This is a genomic window from Pseudomonas sp. MS15a(2019) (assembly GCF_013277805.1).
GTDB lineage: Bacteria > Pseudomonadota > Gammaproteobacteria > Pseudomonadales > Pseudomonadaceae > Chryseomonas > Chryseomonas benzopyrenica.
Genome location: NZ_VBTN01000008.1, coordinates 201375 through 215546, shown reverse-complemented (window position 1 = coordinate 215546; position 14172 = coordinate 201375). Strand labels below are relative to the sequence as shown.

The 14172-nt window shown below is 68.1% G+C and carries 17 protein-coding genes; 7 read left to right on the top strand and 10 right to left on the bottom strand.

Going from position 1 to position 14172, the window contains the following annotated elements; translation table 11 throughout:
* Positions 1 to 110: 110 nt before the first annotated feature.
* From FEZ61_RS12740 to FEZ61_RS12725, 4 genes are read right to left on the bottom strand one after another with little or no spacing between them, the layout of a single operon-like run.
* Positions 111 to 1355, bottom strand: a complete 1245-nt coding sequence (locus FEZ61_RS12740) for a thiolase family protein (protein ID WP_242455156.1) — start codon at positions 1353 to 1355, stop codon at positions 111 to 113.
* An 11-nt stretch (positions 1356 to 1366) separates the two neighbouring features.
* The gene (locus tag FEZ61_RS12735; RefSeq protein ID WP_017639261.1) at positions 1367 to 1918 is read right to left on the bottom strand and encodes a DUF3237 domain-containing protein; all 552 of its coding nucleotides are present in this window, start codon (positions 1916 to 1918) and stop codon (positions 1367 to 1369) included.
* Complete coding sequence (mhpT, locus tag FEZ61_RS12730; protein WP_173148910.1) at positions 1911 to 3143, bottom strand: 3-(3-hydroxy-phenyl)propionate transporter MhpT; 1233 nt, start codon at positions 3141 to 3143, stop codon at positions 1911 to 1913. The genes FEZ61_RS12735 and mhpT overlap by 8 nt, the downstream gene beginning before the upstream one ends.
* A gap of 10 nt (positions 3144 to 3153) precedes the next feature.
* Positions 3154 to 4617, bottom strand: coding sequence for an alginate export family protein (locus FEZ61_RS12725; RefSeq protein WP_173148908.1), 1464 nt, complete (start codon positions 4615 to 4617; stop codon positions 3154 to 3156).
* 394 nt (positions 4618 to 5011) lie between these two features.
* Here FEZ61_RS12725 and FEZ61_RS12720 point away from each other — a divergent pair, with 394 nt between their 5' ends.
* Complete coding sequence (locus FEZ61_RS12720; RefSeq protein ID WP_173148906.1) at positions 5012 to 5347, top strand: I78 family peptidase inhibitor; 336 nt, start codon at positions 5012 to 5014, stop codon at positions 5345 to 5347.
* Between the two features lie 55 nt (positions 5348 to 5402).
* Here the strand turns inward: FEZ61_RS12720 and FEZ61_RS12715 are convergent, their stop codons facing one another.
* On the bottom strand, positions 5403 to 6050 hold the full coding sequence (locus tag FEZ61_RS12715) for an HAD-IA family hydrolase (protein WP_173148904.1): 648 nt from the start codon (positions 6048 to 6050) through the stop codon (positions 5403 to 5405).
* A 97-nt stretch (positions 6051 to 6147) separates the two neighbouring features.
* On the opposite strand from FEZ61_RS12715, the gene FEZ61_RS12710 reads away from it, so the two are divergent.
* Positions 6148 to 7044 carry an alpha/beta hydrolase-fold protein gene (locus FEZ61_RS12710; RefSeq protein ID WP_173148902.1) on the top strand — a complete coding sequence of 299 codons (897 nt, stop codon included), beginning with the start codon at positions 6148 to 6150 and terminating at the stop codon, positions 7042 to 7044.
* Here the strand turns inward: FEZ61_RS12710 and FEZ61_RS12705 are convergent.
* Together FEZ61_RS12705 and FEZ61_RS12700 are read right to left on the bottom strand one after the other, a co-directional pair.
* Positions 7041 to 7529 (bottom strand): GNAT family N-acetyltransferase, encoded by a 489-nt coding sequence (locus tag FEZ61_RS12705; RefSeq protein ID WP_173148900.1) that lies wholly within the window; start codon positions 7527 to 7529, stop codon positions 7041 to 7043. The two genes, FEZ61_RS12710 and FEZ61_RS12705, sit on opposite strands and share 4 nt — an antisense overlap.
* Before the next feature lie 37 nt (positions 7530 to 7566).
* Positions 7567 to 8157: a TetR family transcriptional regulator gene (locus FEZ61_RS12700; protein WP_173148898.1), complete on the bottom strand. Its 591-nt coding sequence runs from the start codon at positions 8155 to 8157 to the stop codon at positions 7567 to 7569.
* A gap of 76 nt (positions 8158 to 8233) precedes the next feature.
* On the opposite strand from FEZ61_RS12700, the gene FEZ61_RS12695 reads away from it, so the two are divergent.
* Both FEZ61_RS12695 and FEZ61_RS12690 read left to right on the top strand, forming a co-directional pair.
* On the top strand, positions 8234 to 8863 hold the full coding sequence (locus tag FEZ61_RS12695; protein WP_242455155.1) for a glutathione S-transferase family protein: 630 nt from the start codon (positions 8234 to 8236) through the stop codon (positions 8861 to 8863).
* A gap of 147 nt (positions 8864 to 9010) precedes the next feature.
* Positions 9011 to 9769, top strand: coding sequence for an SDR family oxidoreductase (locus FEZ61_RS12690; protein ID WP_027600415.1), 759 nt, complete (start codon positions 9011 to 9013; stop codon positions 9767 to 9769).
* A gap of 305 nt (positions 9770 to 10074) precedes the next feature.
* Here the strand turns inward: FEZ61_RS12690 and FEZ61_RS12685 are convergent, their stop codons facing one another.
* Entirely contained in the window at positions 10075 to 10362 is a 288-nt protein-coding gene (locus tag FEZ61_RS12685) for a helix-turn-helix domain-containing protein (protein ID WP_027598600.1), read from the bottom strand.
* Positions 10363 to 10367: 5 nt separating this feature from the next.
* Complete coding sequence (locus FEZ61_RS12680; RefSeq protein ID WP_173148896.1) at positions 10368 to 10682, bottom strand: type II toxin-antitoxin system RelE/ParE family toxin; 315 nt, start codon at positions 10680 to 10682, stop codon at positions 10368 to 10370.
* A 196-nt stretch (positions 10683 to 10878) separates the two neighbouring features.
* On the opposite strand from FEZ61_RS12680, the gene FEZ61_RS12675 reads away from it, so the two are divergent.
* Positions 10879 to 11412 (top strand): DUF924 family protein, encoded by a 534-nt coding sequence (locus FEZ61_RS12675; RefSeq protein WP_173148894.1) that lies wholly within the window; start codon positions 10879 to 10881, stop codon positions 11410 to 11412.
* A gap of 11 nt (positions 11413 to 11423) precedes the next feature.
* Here the strand turns inward: FEZ61_RS12675 and FEZ61_RS12670 are convergent, their stop codons facing one another.
* A complete protein-coding gene (locus tag FEZ61_RS12670) occupies positions 11424 to 12371 on the bottom strand; it encodes a GlxA family transcriptional regulator (RefSeq protein WP_044343147.1) in 948 nt (315 codons plus the stop codon).
* 97 nt (positions 12372 to 12468) lie between these two features.
* Here FEZ61_RS12670 and FEZ61_RS12665 point away from each other — a divergent pair, with 97 nt between their 5' ends.
* Positions 12469 to 13269: an SDR family oxidoreductase gene (locus FEZ61_RS12665; protein ID WP_144945900.1), complete on the top strand. Its 801-nt coding sequence runs from the start codon at positions 12469 to 12471 to the stop codon at positions 13267 to 13269.
* Positions 13270 to 13295: 26 nt separating this feature from the next.
* On the top strand, positions 13296 to 14060 hold the full coding sequence (locus FEZ61_RS12660; protein WP_173148892.1) for an SDR family NAD(P)-dependent oxidoreductase: 765 nt from the start codon (positions 13296 to 13298) through the stop codon (positions 14058 to 14060).
* Positions 14061 to 14172 lie beyond the last annotated feature (112 nt).

Sequence of the window (14172 nt, the reverse complement as noted above, 5' to 3'; positions counted from 1 at the left end):
TGGGCAGGTGCTTAGCCGGCTCCGGGTAATGAGGTAGCTAATCCCATTACCCGGGAGAGATACAAGGTTGGGCTGAGCGCAGCGAAGCCCAACACACCTAGCCTCATCCCCTAACGCCCCCGCCACCCCGGATTCTCCAGCAGCACCGCCATCCCCTGCCCGCCACCAATGCACACCGCCGCCACGCCATACCTGAGCCCCTCGGCGCGCAACTGACGCGCCAGGGTGATGGCCAGGCGCAGCCCGGTGGCGGCCAGCGGATGACCCAGGGCGATGGCGCCGCCGTGCACATTGAGGCGCGCCGGATCCAGCTCCAGGGCCTGCTGCACCGCCAGCAGCTGGGCGCCCTGGGCTTCGTTGATCTCCAGGCGGTCGATGGCGTCCAGGGTCAGGCCGGCGCGGTCGAGCAGGCCCTGGATGGCCGGTACCGGCCCGCTGCCCATGAGGTCCGGCGGCACCCCGACCACGCAGCTACCCCGCACCCAGGCCAACGCCCGTTCCGACGCGGCGTCCGCGCCCCGCGCCAGCAGCACGGCGGCGGCGCCGTCGGCCACCGCGCAGCTGTTGCCGGCGGTCTGGACGCCGCCCGGATGTACCGGCGTCAGCCGCGCCAGGGCCTCCGGCGACGTCTCGCGCGGATGGCTGTCATGCTCGACCACCGCGCAGCCCCGCGGCAGGCGCAACGCCCGCGGCGCCAGGCCCTCGGCCTCGAAATGGGCCGCCGCCACCGGCACGATCTCTTCCGCGAACCAGCCCTGGCGCTGGGCCGCCAGGGCGCGCTCGAAACTGCGCAGCGCCCAGGCATCCACAGCCTCGCGGGCGATGCCGTGGCGCTGCGCCAGGCGCTCGGCGGTGGCGATCATGTCCAGCCCGGCCGCCGGGTCCTTGAGCGCCTCCCAGAGAAAGTCGTGGAATTCCACCGGCGCGCCGAGGCGAAAGCCGCTGCGGTGGGTGTAGGCGGCGATGGGATTGCGGGTCATGGACTCGGCCGCCACGCCCAGCACCCGGCTGGCCTGGCCGCTCTGCAACTGATCGCTTGCCTGGCGCAGCAGCTCCAGGCCGGTGCCGCAGACCCGTTGCACCTGCAGCGCCGGCACCGCCTCGGACACCCCGGCATAGAGGCCGATATGGCGTGGCAGCAGATAGGCATCGAAGCTGGCCTGGGCCACCGAGCCGGCCAGCACGGAATCCACCGCCCCGGCGGCGTGGCCGCGCGCCAGCAGCCCCCGGGCCACGGCGATACCCAGGTCGGTGGGTGATACCTGCCCCAGAGCGCCATTCAGATCAATCCAGGGCGTGCGCACGCCATCCAGCAGCAGGACATCGTCGTAGAGCGCACTCATTCCGCTAGCCATCGGGTACTCCTCTATTGCAGCAGATAGGCGTCGTAGACCACCGCCTTGCCCAGGCGCATGGCACTGCCCACGCCAATGGCGCGGTTGAGCCAGGCATAGGCCGGGGCGGCGGTCTCGAAGGTCAGGGTGACGCGAAAGAAATAGCGCCGTGGGTCCACCGGCTTGCCGGCGGCCAGCTCGCGCATCACCTCCGGCGGGCCGTAGCGATAGCCCTTGGTCTGCAGATAGATCAGGGCGCCATCGTCGGTCTGCAGCAGATAGCGGGTGTCGATGATGGCCAGGCCATCGGCGGTCACCACCTGCCAGTCGGCGCCGTTGTCGAGGATCCGTCCGTGCAGGCGTTGGCCATCGAAGCGACCGCCGGTGATGGGGATGATGCGCCGCTTGCCCAGGTCGCTGGTCTGGCCCAGCTCCCACACCGGGGCGTCGAGGGCTACCTCGAAACGCGCCAGGGGTTCGAGCTGCAATGGTGGTGGCGTGGCGGTGGCCGGATCGCCGTCCGCGGTGGCCGCGCGGGCCAGGCCGGTCAGCATCAGCAACGTGACCAGCAGCAGGCTACGCATGACGGGGAGCCTCCACGCGGGCGGTGGCCGCGGGTGCCGCCGTCCGCCGTTGCAGCAGGGCCAGCACCGCGCCCGCCGCCACCACTACCGCCGGGGTGGTGGCCACCACCAGGGTCGCCGCACCCCCGCCCACGGCCAGCACCTGGCCGGCCAGCAAGGGGCCGGCCATGGCGCCCAAGCGCCCCACCGCCACCGCCGCACCGGTTCCGGTCGCCCGTACCGCCGCCGGATAGAGCTGCGGCGCCAGGGCATAGAGCACCAGTTGGCCGCCAACCACGAACAGCCCGGCGGCGAAACCGGCCAGGGCCACCAGCGGATAGGCCTTGGCCAGACCCAGCCCGGCCAGACCCAGCAGGATGCCCAGGTAGATGGCCAGCACCGTCAGCCGTGGCCGCCAGCGATCCATGAGCAGGCCGAACAGCACCGAGCCGATGCCGCCGCCCAGGTTGAAGAGGATCTGCACCCCCACCGCCTGGCCGCGGCTGAAGCCCTGGCCCACCAGCAGCGACGGCAGCCAGTTGAGCAGCATGTACATCACCGTGAGGGTGAAGAAGTAGCCCAGCCACAGCAGCAGGGTGGTCGATAGCGGGATGGCGCCCAGCCAGGCCCCGCGCGGCCCGCTCGCCTGAGGTCCGCCTCGATTGCGCAGAAAGCCGGCGGTCTCCGCCAGGTAGCGTCCGAGCAGCGGCGCCACCAGCAGCGGCGCCAGGCCGCCGACATAGAACACCGTCTGCCAGCGGCCGACGTCCAGCAGCCCCACCACCGCCGCCAGGGCGCCACCCAGGGGTACGCCGCAGTACATCAGGCTGACCGCCGTGGCGCGGGCGCGCTCGTCCACCGACTCGGCGGACAAGGCGATCAGATTGGGCAGGGCGCCGCCCAGGCCGATGCCGGTGAGCAGCCGCGCCAGCAGCAGGCTCTCCAGACTCCAAACATGGGCGGTGGCCACCGAGAAGACCCCGAAGATCAGCACGCAGGCGATCAGCACCTTCTTGCGGCCGATGCGATCGGCGCACCAGCCGCCGATGAAGGCGCCGGGCAGCAGGCCGAGGATGCTGGCGCTGAACACCAGGCCCATCTGCCCCGGCTGGAAGCCGAAAGCCTTGGCCATGGCCGGGGCGGCGATGCCCATGGCCTGGAGGTCCATGCCCTCCAGCAGGGCGACGATAAAGCACAGCAGCAGGGTCAGGCAGGCCCCGGGCGGAACGGTCGAGAGCAGGCGCATGGTGGACTCCTCAGAAGCGGAAGGTGGTGGCGGCCATCAGGAAGCTGGTGTCGTCGCCCTCGGCCTGGCGCACGGCGGCGCCGGCCTGGAAGTAGCTGTATTCCAGGTCCAGGGTCAGGTTGGCGGTGGGCATCCAGCGCAGGTTGTTGCGCCAGAGGGTGCCGGCCTTGCGCGCCGAGCTGGCCGCGGTGCCCGGCACCGTGGTCATGCCCGGCAGGTAGACGCCGTCTTCGGTGCTCTGCCGCCAGACGCCGAACAGCCCGCTTTCCAGCTGCAGGGTCGGTCGCGGCGCCAGGGTCAGCAGCGGGCCGACCAGATAGAGGTTGGCCAGGGTGGTGAGACCGGAGTCGCCATAGAAGCCATTCTTCGGATAGAGCGGATCGAAGGTGCCGACGCGGTCGTCGCCCAGGCCGTGATCGCCACTGGCGGCGTCCACCCGCAGGGCCAGCCGCGGCTTCCAGGCGCCGCCCAGGCGATAGCCGGTTTCGCTGCTCAGGCCCCAGGCGCGGATCTGGGCGCCGGCCAGATGCCCGCCCTGCCCGGCCAGGTCCCAACTCCAGTCCCAGGGACCGGCGTTGCCGAACAGGCGGATGCCGGCGGTGTAGCGCTTTTCCGCACCGGTCAGGCCGTCCAGGGTGCGCTGATCGGTCTCCAGACCGAAGCCGTAGACATCGAGCTTGAGCGGTCCGGCCAGCGGCAGGGTGCCGTAGAGGCCATAGAACTTGACCGCGTTGTTGGAGCCGTCGTCGAAGCTGTCCTCGCCGGTCACCACGGGTCTCAGGCCGAAGGCGTCCAGCCGGTAGCCGTCCGGGCGACTCCAGGCCAGGCGCAGGCCGTCGAAGTTGAGGCGGATGTTGCGGGCGTCGCGGTAGGTGACGAAGGCCTGGTTGCCATAGCCCAGCTCCTGACGACCGATGCGGGTCATCAGCTTGCCGCCGGCCAGCGGCGTGTTGAGGTCGATGAAGGCCTGGTGCAGCTCGGTGCGGCTCTGGTCGTAGGGCCCGTAGAGCGCCTTGTTCCAGGCGCGGGTGTTTTCCAGCTGGACGAAGGCGCGCACGGCGTCGTCGAACAGGTGCAGGTCGGCGTGCAGCTGCAGGCGCTGCTGGATGTAGTGATCGGTGGCCACTCCGCGCCGGCCAAAGACCGGATTGCGGATGCTGTCGAAGCGATAGCGCGCCTCGCCGCCGGTCTGCAGCCAGGCCGCGTCGCCGAGGCGCTGGTAGCGCAGCCCGTCGAAGGCATCGGTGCGCTTGGCCGGATCGTCGAGGAAGCGATAGTCCTCGGCCCAGCGCGGCGGCCCGGGCGGCAGGGGACGCGCCGTCTCCAGGCTGTTGAGGGGCTTGGGGCGGGCACTTTCCAGGGTGGTGGAAGGCGCGGCGAAGGCGCCCTGGCTGGCCAGCAGGGAGGCGAGAGAGGCAAAGGCGAGGCACGAGCGGGCCCGTGCGCAGGCCGGAAGCGAGCGCGAAAGAGACATGAGGTGACCGTCCTGACGAAAGAGGCGGAAGGCGCCGCGAGGCGCGGGGATCAGGGCCTAGCGGGCGCGGATCGGCCGAGCGTCAGGAGGGAAGGCGGTGGGATAGCGAGCTGACATGGCGGGTGTTCCTTTTTTGTTGTTGTCGTCACCGTAAGAGGCCGTGCGGCCCTGGTTCGATGATGGTCGATGCCAAAAATGGATCAAGCCATCCCGCCCAAATCTGGCCGATTACCGAACGTTATATTTGTTAACTTTATCTCTGGGAGACGACTGGTCACCTGCGCCTATCAACGTCGCCTGACTCGCGATTTGTAACAATGCCTACCCTAGAGGGGTCCATGAGGAGGCCCGTACGGGTTAAGGTTCCTTCTCTCACGATCGAAAAGGCGAACTCATGAGCTCCAAGACCCCTCTCCTGCTGGCCGGTGCCGCGCTCTTCACCCTGCTGGCGGGTTGCGGCTCGCACGAAACCCAGAGCGGCCCGACGGCGGCCTCCTCGGCCCCGAGCGGTGCCGTCAGCAGCAGTGGCCGTTGCAACTCCGATGCGGTCCAGGATCTGGTCGGCAAGGCCCTCTCCCCGGCCCTGGCCGAAGAAGGCCGGCAGCGCGCCGGTGCCCAGGTCGTCCGCGTGGTCCGTCCGCAGGACCCCATGACCATGGACTTCAACTCCCAGCGGCTGACCATCACCACCAGCGCCAGCCTGGTGGTACAGACCGCCACCTGCGGCTGATCCCCGGCGCACCCCATGACCTGCCGGCCACTGCCGCGCAGGTCGACGTCTGCCGCTAGAGGCCGAAGCCCTGGCGCAGGGCCGCCACGCTGTGGAAGTGGAAGGCCGGGCAGTGGCGTTCCAGTTCTTCCCGACTGCCGAAGCCATAGCCCAGGGCCACCGCCGCCACACCGTTGGCCTGGGCGGCGATCAGGTCGTGCTCGCGGTCACCCAGCATCAGGCAACTCTCGGGCGCCAGACCTTCGGTTTCCAGCACGAAACGCAGCAGCTCGGTCTTGTCGGTGCGGGTGCCATCCAGCTCGCTGCCATGCAGGGCGGTGAAGAACTCCGTCAGGGCGAAATGTCTGAGGATCTCCACGGCGAACACCCGCGGCTTGGCCGTCACCAGATAGAGCCGCCGCCCGGCCGCCTGCAGCTCGGCCAGCAACTCGCGGATGCCCGCATAGACCTCGTTCTCATAGAGACCGGTGGCGCGGAAATACCCCCGATAGGCCTCCACCGCGCGCCAGGCCCGCGCCTCGTCGAAGCCGTAGTGGGTCATGAAACTCTGCAGCAGCGGCGGGCCGATGAAGACCTCCAGCTTGTGCAGATCGGGCTCCTCGATGCCCTCGGCGCGCAGCGCCACCTGGATCGCCCGGGTGATGCCCAGGCGCGAATCGGTGAGGGTGCCATCGAGATCGAACAGCAGATGGGGGTGATGCATGGGGTGTCCTGGGCGGCGGGGATATTGGCCAGTATGGCGACCGGGGGCAGAGATCGGTAGGCTCGACCGTTCCACTGGAAATGAGTCTTGTTCGCTGATGCCGCTTTCGCCCCGTCTCGCCCGTCAGAGCGCCTGGCTAGCCCTGCCGCTGCTGCTCGCCCTCGCCGCTCCCGGCCAGGCCCGTCCCATCGATCAGCCCATGGATGCCCTGGTGCTCCAGCAGCCAGGCCACGGCTATGCCTTCAGCGAACTCCAGCTGGATTCCGTCGACGGCGCCCGCCACTACCAGGTATGGATCGCCCGACCCGCCACCCCGGCACCGGCCGCCGGCTATCCGGTGCTCTATCTGCTCGACGGCAACGCCGCCCTGGGCGGGCTGAACGCCGAGTTGCTCGACACCCTGGCCAAGCAGCCCCATCCGCCCGTGCTGGTCGCGGTGGGCTATGTGGGCGGCAAGCGCATCGACGGCCCCGGACGGGCCTACGATTACACGCCGTCGGCGCCTACCAGCGAACGCTTTCGCGAGATGGCCACCGGTGGCGCCGACGTCTTTCTGGCTTGGCTACTGGACCGCCTGGAACCGGCAGTTGGCCGTCAGGTGCCGCTGGATCCCCGCCAGCGCGCGCTCTGGGGGCACTCCCTGGGCGGGCTGTTCGTCCTCCACGCCCTGCTCACCCGCCCCGACGCCTTCGCCCAGGGCTACGCCGTGAGCCCCTCGCTGTGGTGGAGCCCTACCGTGCTGCCGCAAGATGACGAGCAATTGAAGGCGCGCTTCAAGGCCCATCCGGCCCGCCTGGTGCTGCTGCAGGGCGGCGCCGAACGCGAACTGCCCGCGCACTTCCAGAGCGAGGTCCCTGCCGATGCCACCCGGCGCCTGGCCGACCGCCTCGGCCAGCTCCCCGGCATCCGGGTGCGCTACGAGGTCCTCGCAGGCCTGGGCCACGGCCCCATGTTGCCGGCCTCGCTGAAAGCCGTGCTGAGCGAGTGGCGCTAGTCCGCCAGCCAGCGATACATCACATAGCAATCCACCAGCCCCAGGTTGGCATGGCGATAGGCCCTGGGCAGGGTGCCGACGATCTCGAAGCCGTGTTTCTGCCAGAGCCGCACCGCCACTTGGTTACTGGCCACCACCGAGTTGAATTGCATGGCCTGGAAGCCCAGCTCGCGGGCCACCTGCAGGGAATGCTCGCAAAGGGCGCCAGCCACGCCCTGGCCGCGGGCGGCGGGGGCGACCATGTAGCCGCAATTGCAGACGTGATCGCCCGGGCCCATGGCATTGGCCTTGAGGTAGTAGCTGCCGAGAATCTGGCCATCGCGTTCGGCGACGAAGGTTGCCCGGGGCAATTCCACCCATAATCGCCAGGCGTCGTCGCGGCTCATGTCCGGGTCGTAGGCGTAGGTCTCCCGGGCCTGGACGACCTGCTGGATCAGCGGCCAGACCTGATCGAAATCGGCGGCTACGAAGGGGCGAATCTGCATGGGTGACTCCGGTGGACGAAAGAGTCGCCAGTGTCGCCTAGCCGGCTGCCGCTGCCAAATCATCGCCCTCTTCCAGCAGTCCCTGACCGCCCTGGCGACAGGCCGCCAGCAACTCCTCGGCCAGGCCCTCGTCGTCCAGCGCCCGCGCCAGGGCCACGCCACCGATCAGGGTGGTGGCCAGCTGCAGCGCCCGGGCGCGCCGCTGCGCCGGCGGCCCCGACAGATCCCGTTCCAGCCGGCTGACGAAGCGCGCGAAGAAGCGGGTATAGCTGCCCCGGATGGCGGCCTCCCGTTGGGTGACGTCGGCCGCCAGAAAGGCCAGCGGACAGCGCAGCGCTTCGCCCTCGGCATGCTCGCGACTCAGGTAATGCTCGATCAGTTGCCCGATGCCTTGGCTACCGAGATCGTCGAGCCGGGCACTGCCGACCCGCGCGGCATGGGCGATGGCCTGGTCATAGACCTCGGTCTTGGTGCGGAAGTGGTGGTAGAAGGCGCCGCGGGTGAGACCGGCATCGGCCATCAGGTCGTCGAGACCGACCGCATCGAAGCCGCGCAGGGCGAACAGGCGGGCGGCGCTGTCGAGGATGCGCTGGCGGGTCTGCTCGCGCTGATCAAGGGGCCAGGCCATGGCTACTCCAGATTATGTTCTTGAACATAAGGTCTCCTTTGCCAGCATGCAGCCTTCTTTGCAAGGAGCCTGCAGCATGACGCCCTATCTATTCGGTCCCGCCTTCAGCACCCTGGTGCGCAGCGTGCGCCTCCATGCCCTGGAACAGGGCCTGGAGCTGCCCTGTGGCCTCGCACCCACCGGCCAGGCCATCGCCTGGCGCAGCGAAGCCCACCTGGCGCTGCACCCCTTCGGCCAGGTGCCGGTGCTGTTCGATGGCGAGCTGCGGATCTTCGAAACCCTCGCCATCTGCCGCCACCTCGATCGTCGGCTCTCGCCGGAGCGCGGCGGCAGCCCGGAGCAGGACGCCTGGAGCAGCGCCCTGCTCACCACTGTGGATAGCCGTCTGGTCCGCCACTATCTGCTGCGCGTCGCCGGGCCGCGACCCGCCCCCTTCCGCACGCCGGAGGACGAACAGCGCGCCCTGGCCGACGTCGACGCGACCCTGGCCGTGCTCGATCGCCAGCTGGGCAACCAGAGCTTTCTCTGCGGCGCCGACTTCAGCCTGCCCGACGCCCTGCTGGCGCCCATGCTCGACTACCTGGAGCCCCTGCCCGACCTACACTGGCAGACGACCTGGCCCCGCCTCGCCGCCTACCTCGACCGCCTGCGCGCGCGACCCTCCGGCCAGGCGATCCTGGTGGCGACCGACTTAAAGCTGCGCTGAGCCGACCGGAGCTACCAGGAACCACCTACCTCCCCAACACACCACAACCATCCCCTCTCCCCCTGGGAGAGGGCTAGGGTGAGGGCCGCCCACCACCCCTCCCTACCTGCTAGCCTTGGAAGCTCCTCCCCTGTCCAAGGACCGCCCATGACCACCGCCCGCCCCATCGCCCTCGTCACCGGTGCCTCCCAGGGCATCGGCCGCGCCGTCGCCCTCGGCCTGCTGCAGGACGGCTTCCGCGTGGTCCTCGCTGCCCGTCGCGCCGAACCCCTGGAGGCCCTCGCCGAAGAGGCGCGGCAACAGGGCGGCGAAGCCCTGGCTGTACCCTGCGACGTCACCGATGCCGCCAGCGTCGAGGCGCTGTTCGCACGCATCCGCGAGACCTACGGCCGCCTGGACCTGCTGTTCAACAATGCCGGCGTCGGCGCCCCGGCGGTGCCCATCGACGAACTGGAACTGGACGCCTGGCACCGGGCGGTCAACACCAACCTCACCGGCGTCTTTCTCTGCAGCCGCGCGGCCTTCGCCCTGATGCGCGCGCAATCGCCGCGTGGCGGGCGCATCATCAATAACGGCTCCATTTCGGCGCACACGCCCAGGCCCTTCAGCGCGCCCTACACCGCCACCAAGCACGCCGTGGCCGGTCTGACCAAGGCCCTGGCTCTGGACGGTCGCGCCTTCGATATCGCCTGCGGCCAGATCGACATCGGCAACGCCGCTACCGAGATGACCGAGCGCATGGCCAACGGCGTACTCCAGGCCGACGGCAGCACCGCCGTGGAGCCGCGCATGGACGTCAGGCACGTCGCCGACGCCGTCCGCTACATGGCCAGCCTGCCGCTGGACGCCAACGTCCAGACCCTGACGGTGATGGCGACCAAGATGCCCTATGTGGGGCGGGGCTGAGGGGTTCCACGTGGAACCCCAATGGGCTGCCAAGAGGGCGGTGAAAGCCATTCCTTCTGCCGCCTCGCATGGAGATGATTTCTAAGCTGCCGCGGAGGCAGCTTAGAAAACTCAGCCCGTCGTTGGCGAGCCGGTATCACGGTTCACTGCTGTATAGGCAGCATTAGAAAATGCCGGGTTTTTCCAAGGTGCGTAGCGATAGGTTCACTGCCGTGCAGGCAGCTAAGAAAGCATTCCAACCCAGACTGGGGTAAGGGGGAAAATTCATTGCCGCAACGGCAGCTCACAAACTAGGACTGGGACGGTCAAGCCTCCAACGCCGCCAGTACATGCACGGGATCGTTCTTTAGCGCTACCAACAAGGCCTTCGCCGGCCCGGTAGGTTCGCGGCGGCTCTGCTCCCAGTTGCGCAACGTACCGACGTCGATATTGAGCTTTCTGGCGAACTGCGCCTGGCTCAGACCGGTATTCTTGCGGATCTGCTTGATCTGCAAGGCATCGACGTGGAATTCACGGGAAGGTTGTCGCTCACCCCGGACGATCTCGTCCATTTGGGTAACGCTTTCCATGAGGTCATCCAGGAACTTGGTCATGCTGTCTATCTCCACTTTTCGATCATGGCCTTCAGGGCTTTCCGGTCCTCGACGGAAAGGTCATCCTTCTCACTCTTGGGGTAGATCAGTAGCAGGGCAATGCGAGCATCGGCAGCGAAGTGATAGTAGATCACCCGAGAGCCGCCACGCTTGCCATGGCCACCGCTGGCGACACGGATCTTGCGTAGGCCACCGGTATCCCTGATGACATCGCCTGCCGTCGGATTTTGCGCCAGTTCACGTTGGAAAGCGGCGTAGGCATCATCCTCAAGTAGCTCTTTGACGAGCCGAGTGAAGACCGGCGTTTCGATAAAGATCATGTCGCAATCCATGCGTCATTGGCGTACCCAATCATACGGGGGCCAACATATAAGTCAATGACGCACCACCCCCATCACGCAGCCTCCTCGGATAGCCGCGTCTCACCGTACCAAGCAACCGTTTGCCGCAGGTCTCCAAGCTATGCTTTGTGGAACCACCACCCAGGCAAGCCGGGATCGATCGGAGGAAGACAGCATGCAACCACAGGAGGTCGTAACCTTCTGGCACTCTGCCGGCAGGCGCAAATGGTTCAGCGGCGGCCCCGAGTTCGACACCGAATGCCGTACACGCTTGGAGGCAGGGCATTTCGCTGCGAGTCGTCGCGAATTCGATAGCTGGGCCGCCAGCGCCGAAGGCGCCCTGGCCCTGTGTCTGCTGCTCGACCAGATCCCGCGCAATATCTATCGCCACAGCGGCCACGCCTTCGCCACCGACGGCCTGGCCCTGCAGCACGCTCGACAGGCGATAGCCGCCAGCCTGGATCAGCAGGTCGAAGCCGAGTTGCGCGCCTTCTTCTATCTGCCGTTCGAGCACTCCGAGACCCTGGCCGATCAGCAGCGCTCGCTCGAACTGTTCGAGGCCCTGGGCATCGAGCACTACCGGCGCTATGCCGAGGCCCATCTGCAGGTGATCGCCCGCTTCGGCCGCTTCCCGCACCGCAACCGGGCGCTAGGCCGCATCAATACGCCGGACGAACAGGCCTGGCTGGATGCCGGCGGCGGTTTCTGAAGACCCAGGGTTCAGGCCAGGCGGCGGGCATCGCGGCGGATCATCTGCGGCGGTACGCCGAAGCCGCGCATGAACACCTCGCGCAGATGACGGCGATCGCGAAAGCCGGTCTCGCGGGCGACCGTTTCCAGCGAATGACGAGTCTGCTCGATCATCAGCCGCGCCGCCTCCAGGCGCAGCCCCTCGATGGCCTTGGCCGGTGACTGTCCCGTCTCGGCGGTGAACACCCGGCTGAATTGCCGCGGGCTCAGGTGAGCCACCTCGGCCAGCTCCTCGACACTCAAGGCGCGGCCCAGGTGCTGCCGGGCGTAGGCGAGCGCGGTCTGGATACGATCCGACTTGGGCGCCAGGGCCAGCAGCTCCGAATGCTGGGTCTGACCGCCCGAGCGAAATTGCTGCATCACCAGGCGATGCGCTACCGAACGGGCCACGTCCATGCCCAGGTCCTTCTCCACCATCCCCAGCGCCAGATCCAGGCCGGCGGTCATGCCGGCGGAAGTCCATACCGGACCATCGACGATGAAGATGCGGTCTTCCTCGACGCGGATCTGTGGATAGCGTTCCTGCATGGCCCGGGCGAACGACCAGTGGGTGGTGGCCCGGCGCCCATCGAGAAGGCCAGCCGCCGCCAGGGCGAAGCCGCCGGTACAGATGCCGGCGGTGCGCCGCGCCTGGGCGCCGGCCTGGCGCACGAAGTCCAGCAGCGTCGGCGATGGCTCGGTGGCCAGGGGCGTCAGGTTGCCGACGATGAACCAGGTATCGGCGCGGCCCGGCGTACCCAGGGCTTCGGTCTCCACCAGCAGTTGCTGTGAAGAACGCACTAGGCCGCCCTGCTCGGAAAAGATCGCCTGGGTATAGAAGGGCTCGCCCAGGACCAGATTGGCGAATTCGAAAACGCTCTGGGTCGCCAGCGCCATCACCTGGAAACGCTCGCCCAATACATAGCCGATCCGGTGCATGGCTGCTCCTGATGTCCTAAATCATGACTATAAGCGTCATTTGCGCCATCGACCAGCGCGCTCATCATGGCCTCACACCCACCCCGGAGACACGATGATGACCCGCTCCCCACAAGGTACTGCCCTGATCACTGGCGCCTCGTCCGGCATCGGTGCCCACTACGCCGAACAACTGGCCCAGCGCGGCTACGACCTGATCCTGGTCGCCCGGGATCGCCAGCGCCTGGATGCCCTCGCCCAGCGCCTGACCGACGCGACCCGCCAGAGCGTCCAGGTCCTGCCGGCCGACCTGGCCGACCCTGCCGCCCTGGCCGAGGTCGAGCGCACTCTGCGTGAAGACGCCAGCCTCACCCTGCTGGTCAACAACGCCGGGATGGGTACCCATACGCCGCTGCTGCAGAGCGATCCGGCGCAGATGCTGCGGATGATCGCCCTCAACGTCACCGCCCTCACCCAGCTGACCTATGCCGCCGTGCCCGCCTTCGTCGCCCGCGGCCGTGGCGCCATCATCAACGTCTCCTCCATCGTCAGCCTGGCGCCGGAGTTGCTCAACGGCGTCTACGGCGGCAGCAAGGCCTATGTCACGGCCTTTACCCAATCCCTGCAGCGCGAGCTGGCCGGGACCGGCGTGCGCGCCCAGGCCGTGCTGCCCGGCGCCACCGCCACCGACTTCTGGGCGCGCGGCGGCCTGCCGCTGGCGCACCTCGATCCGGAGATCGTCATGAGCCCGGCCGACCTGGTCGCCGCCGCCCTGGCCGATTTCGAGCGTGAGGTCGCCATCTCCATCCCCTCGCTGCACGACCTGTCCCGCTGGGAGACCTACGAAGCCAGTCGCCTGGCCATGGCCGACCAGTTGTCCAGCCGCCAGCTCGCCCCCCGTTATCACACCGCCCATTGATCTTGATCCCGAGAGGAGCACACCCCATGAAACTGACCGACAACACCGTCTTCATCACCGGCGGCACCTCCGGCATTGGCCGCGCCCTGGCCGAGGCCCTGCATAGTCGCGGTAACCAGGTGATCGTCGCCGGCCGCCGCCAGGCGCTGCTCGACGAGATCGCCGCCGCCAATCCCGGTATGGATACCGTGCTGCTCGACATCGGCGACCCGGCGCAGATCAAGGCCGTCGCCGCCGCAGTCATCGCCCGTCACCCCAGTCTGAACGTGGTGATCAACAACGCCGGCATCATGCCCTTCGACGATGCCGGCGCCGGCGATCTGGACGATGCCCAGGCGGTGCAGCTGGTCACCACCAACCTGCTCGGCCCGGTGCGGGTGAGCGCCGCCTTCATCGAGCACCTCAAGCGGCAGCCGACGGCAACGCTGATCAACAACACCTCGGTGCTGGCCTTCCTGCCGCTGGCGGCCACGGCGCTCTACTCCGCCACCAAGGCGGCCTTGCACTCCTACACCCTGTCCCAGCGCTTCCAGCTGCGCGACACCTCGGTGCAGGTGCTGGAGATCGCCCCGCCGTGGGTGGACACCGATCTGGTCCACAAGAGTGGCGACAGCCGCGCCATGCCCCTCGACGATTTCATCGCCGAGACCCTGGACAAGCTGGCCACCGCCGAGACCGAGGTGCTGGTGGATCGCGTGGTGCCGCTGCGCGCCAACCCCGGTCCCCAGGAGCACGCGCTGATCAACCAGTTCAACCTCTCGCTGGTCGAGAACCCCATCCCCGTCGCCTGACCTCGACACGCCGGCCACCTTCTGCGGTCGGCAGGTATAAGCACCGACGTGAATGTCTCTCCAGCAGCGGCACGTAGGCATCGACACCATTTCGTTTATTTCGAATATTGCG

Excerpts from the sequence above, each read along its gene's own strand:
- FEZ61_RS12740 (WP_242455156.1), bottom strand. The coding sequence starts at position 1,355 with ATGGCTAGCGGAATGAGTGCGCTCTACGACGATGTCCTGCTGCTGGAT.
- FEZ61_RS12735 (WP_017639261.1), bottom strand. The coding sequence starts at position 1,918 with ATGCGTAGCCTGCTGCTGGTCACGTTGCTGATGCTGACCGGCCTGGCC.
- mhpT (WP_173148910.1), bottom strand. The coding sequence starts at position 3,143 with ATGCGCCTGCTCTCGACCGTTCCGCCCGGGGCCTGCCTGACCCTGCTG.
- FEZ61_RS12725 (WP_173148908.1), bottom strand. The coding sequence starts at position 4,617 with ATGTCTCTTTCGCGCTCGCTTCCGGCCTGCGCACGGGCCCGCTCGTGC.
- FEZ61_RS12720 (WP_173148906.1), top strand. The coding sequence starts at position 5,012 with ATGAGCTCCAAGACCCCTCTCCTGCTGGCCGGTGCCGCGCTCTTCACC.
- FEZ61_RS12715 (WP_173148904.1), bottom strand. The coding sequence starts at position 6,050 with ATGCATCACCCCCATCTGCTGTTCGATCTCGATGGCACCCTCACCGAT.
- FEZ61_RS12710 (WP_173148902.1), top strand. The coding sequence starts at position 6,148 with ATGCCGCTTTCGCCCCGTCTCGCCCGTCAGAGCGCCTGGCTAGCCCTG.
- FEZ61_RS12705 (WP_173148900.1), bottom strand. The coding sequence starts at position 7,529 with ATGCAGATTCGCCCCTTCGTAGCCGCCGATTTCGATCAGGTCTGGCCG.
- FEZ61_RS12700 (WP_173148898.1), bottom strand. The coding sequence starts at position 8,157 with ATGGCCTGGCCCCTTGATCAGCGCGAGCAGACCCGCCAGCGCATCCTC.
- FEZ61_RS12695 (WP_242455155.1), top strand. The coding sequence starts at position 8,234 with ATGACGCCCTATCTATTCGGTCCCGCCTTCAGCACCCTGGTGCGCAGC.
- FEZ61_RS12690 (WP_027600415.1), top strand. The coding sequence starts at position 9,011 with ATGACCACCGCCCGCCCCATCGCCCTCGTCACCGGTGCCTCCCAGGGC.
- FEZ61_RS12685 (WP_027598600.1), bottom strand. The coding sequence starts at position 10,362 with ATGACCAAGTTCCTGGATGACCTCATGGAAAGCGTTACCCAAATGGAC.
- FEZ61_RS12680 (WP_173148896.1), bottom strand. The coding sequence starts at position 10,682 with ATGATCTTTATCGAAACGCCGGTCTTCACTCGGCTCGTCAAAGAGCTA.
- FEZ61_RS12675 (WP_173148894.1), top strand. The coding sequence starts at position 10,879 with ATGCAACCACAGGAGGTCGTAACCTTCTGGCACTCTGCCGGCAGGCGC.
- FEZ61_RS12670 (WP_044343147.1), bottom strand. The coding sequence starts at position 12,371 with ATGCACCGGATCGGCTATGTATTGGGCGAGCGTTTCCAGGTGATGGCG.
- FEZ61_RS12665 (WP_144945900.1), top strand. The coding sequence starts at position 12,469 with ATGACCCGCTCCCCACAAGGTACTGCCCTGATCACTGGCGCCTCGTCC.
- FEZ61_RS12660 (WP_173148892.1), top strand. The coding sequence starts at position 13,296 with ATGAAACTGACCGACAACACCGTCTTCATCACCGGCGGCACCTCCGGC.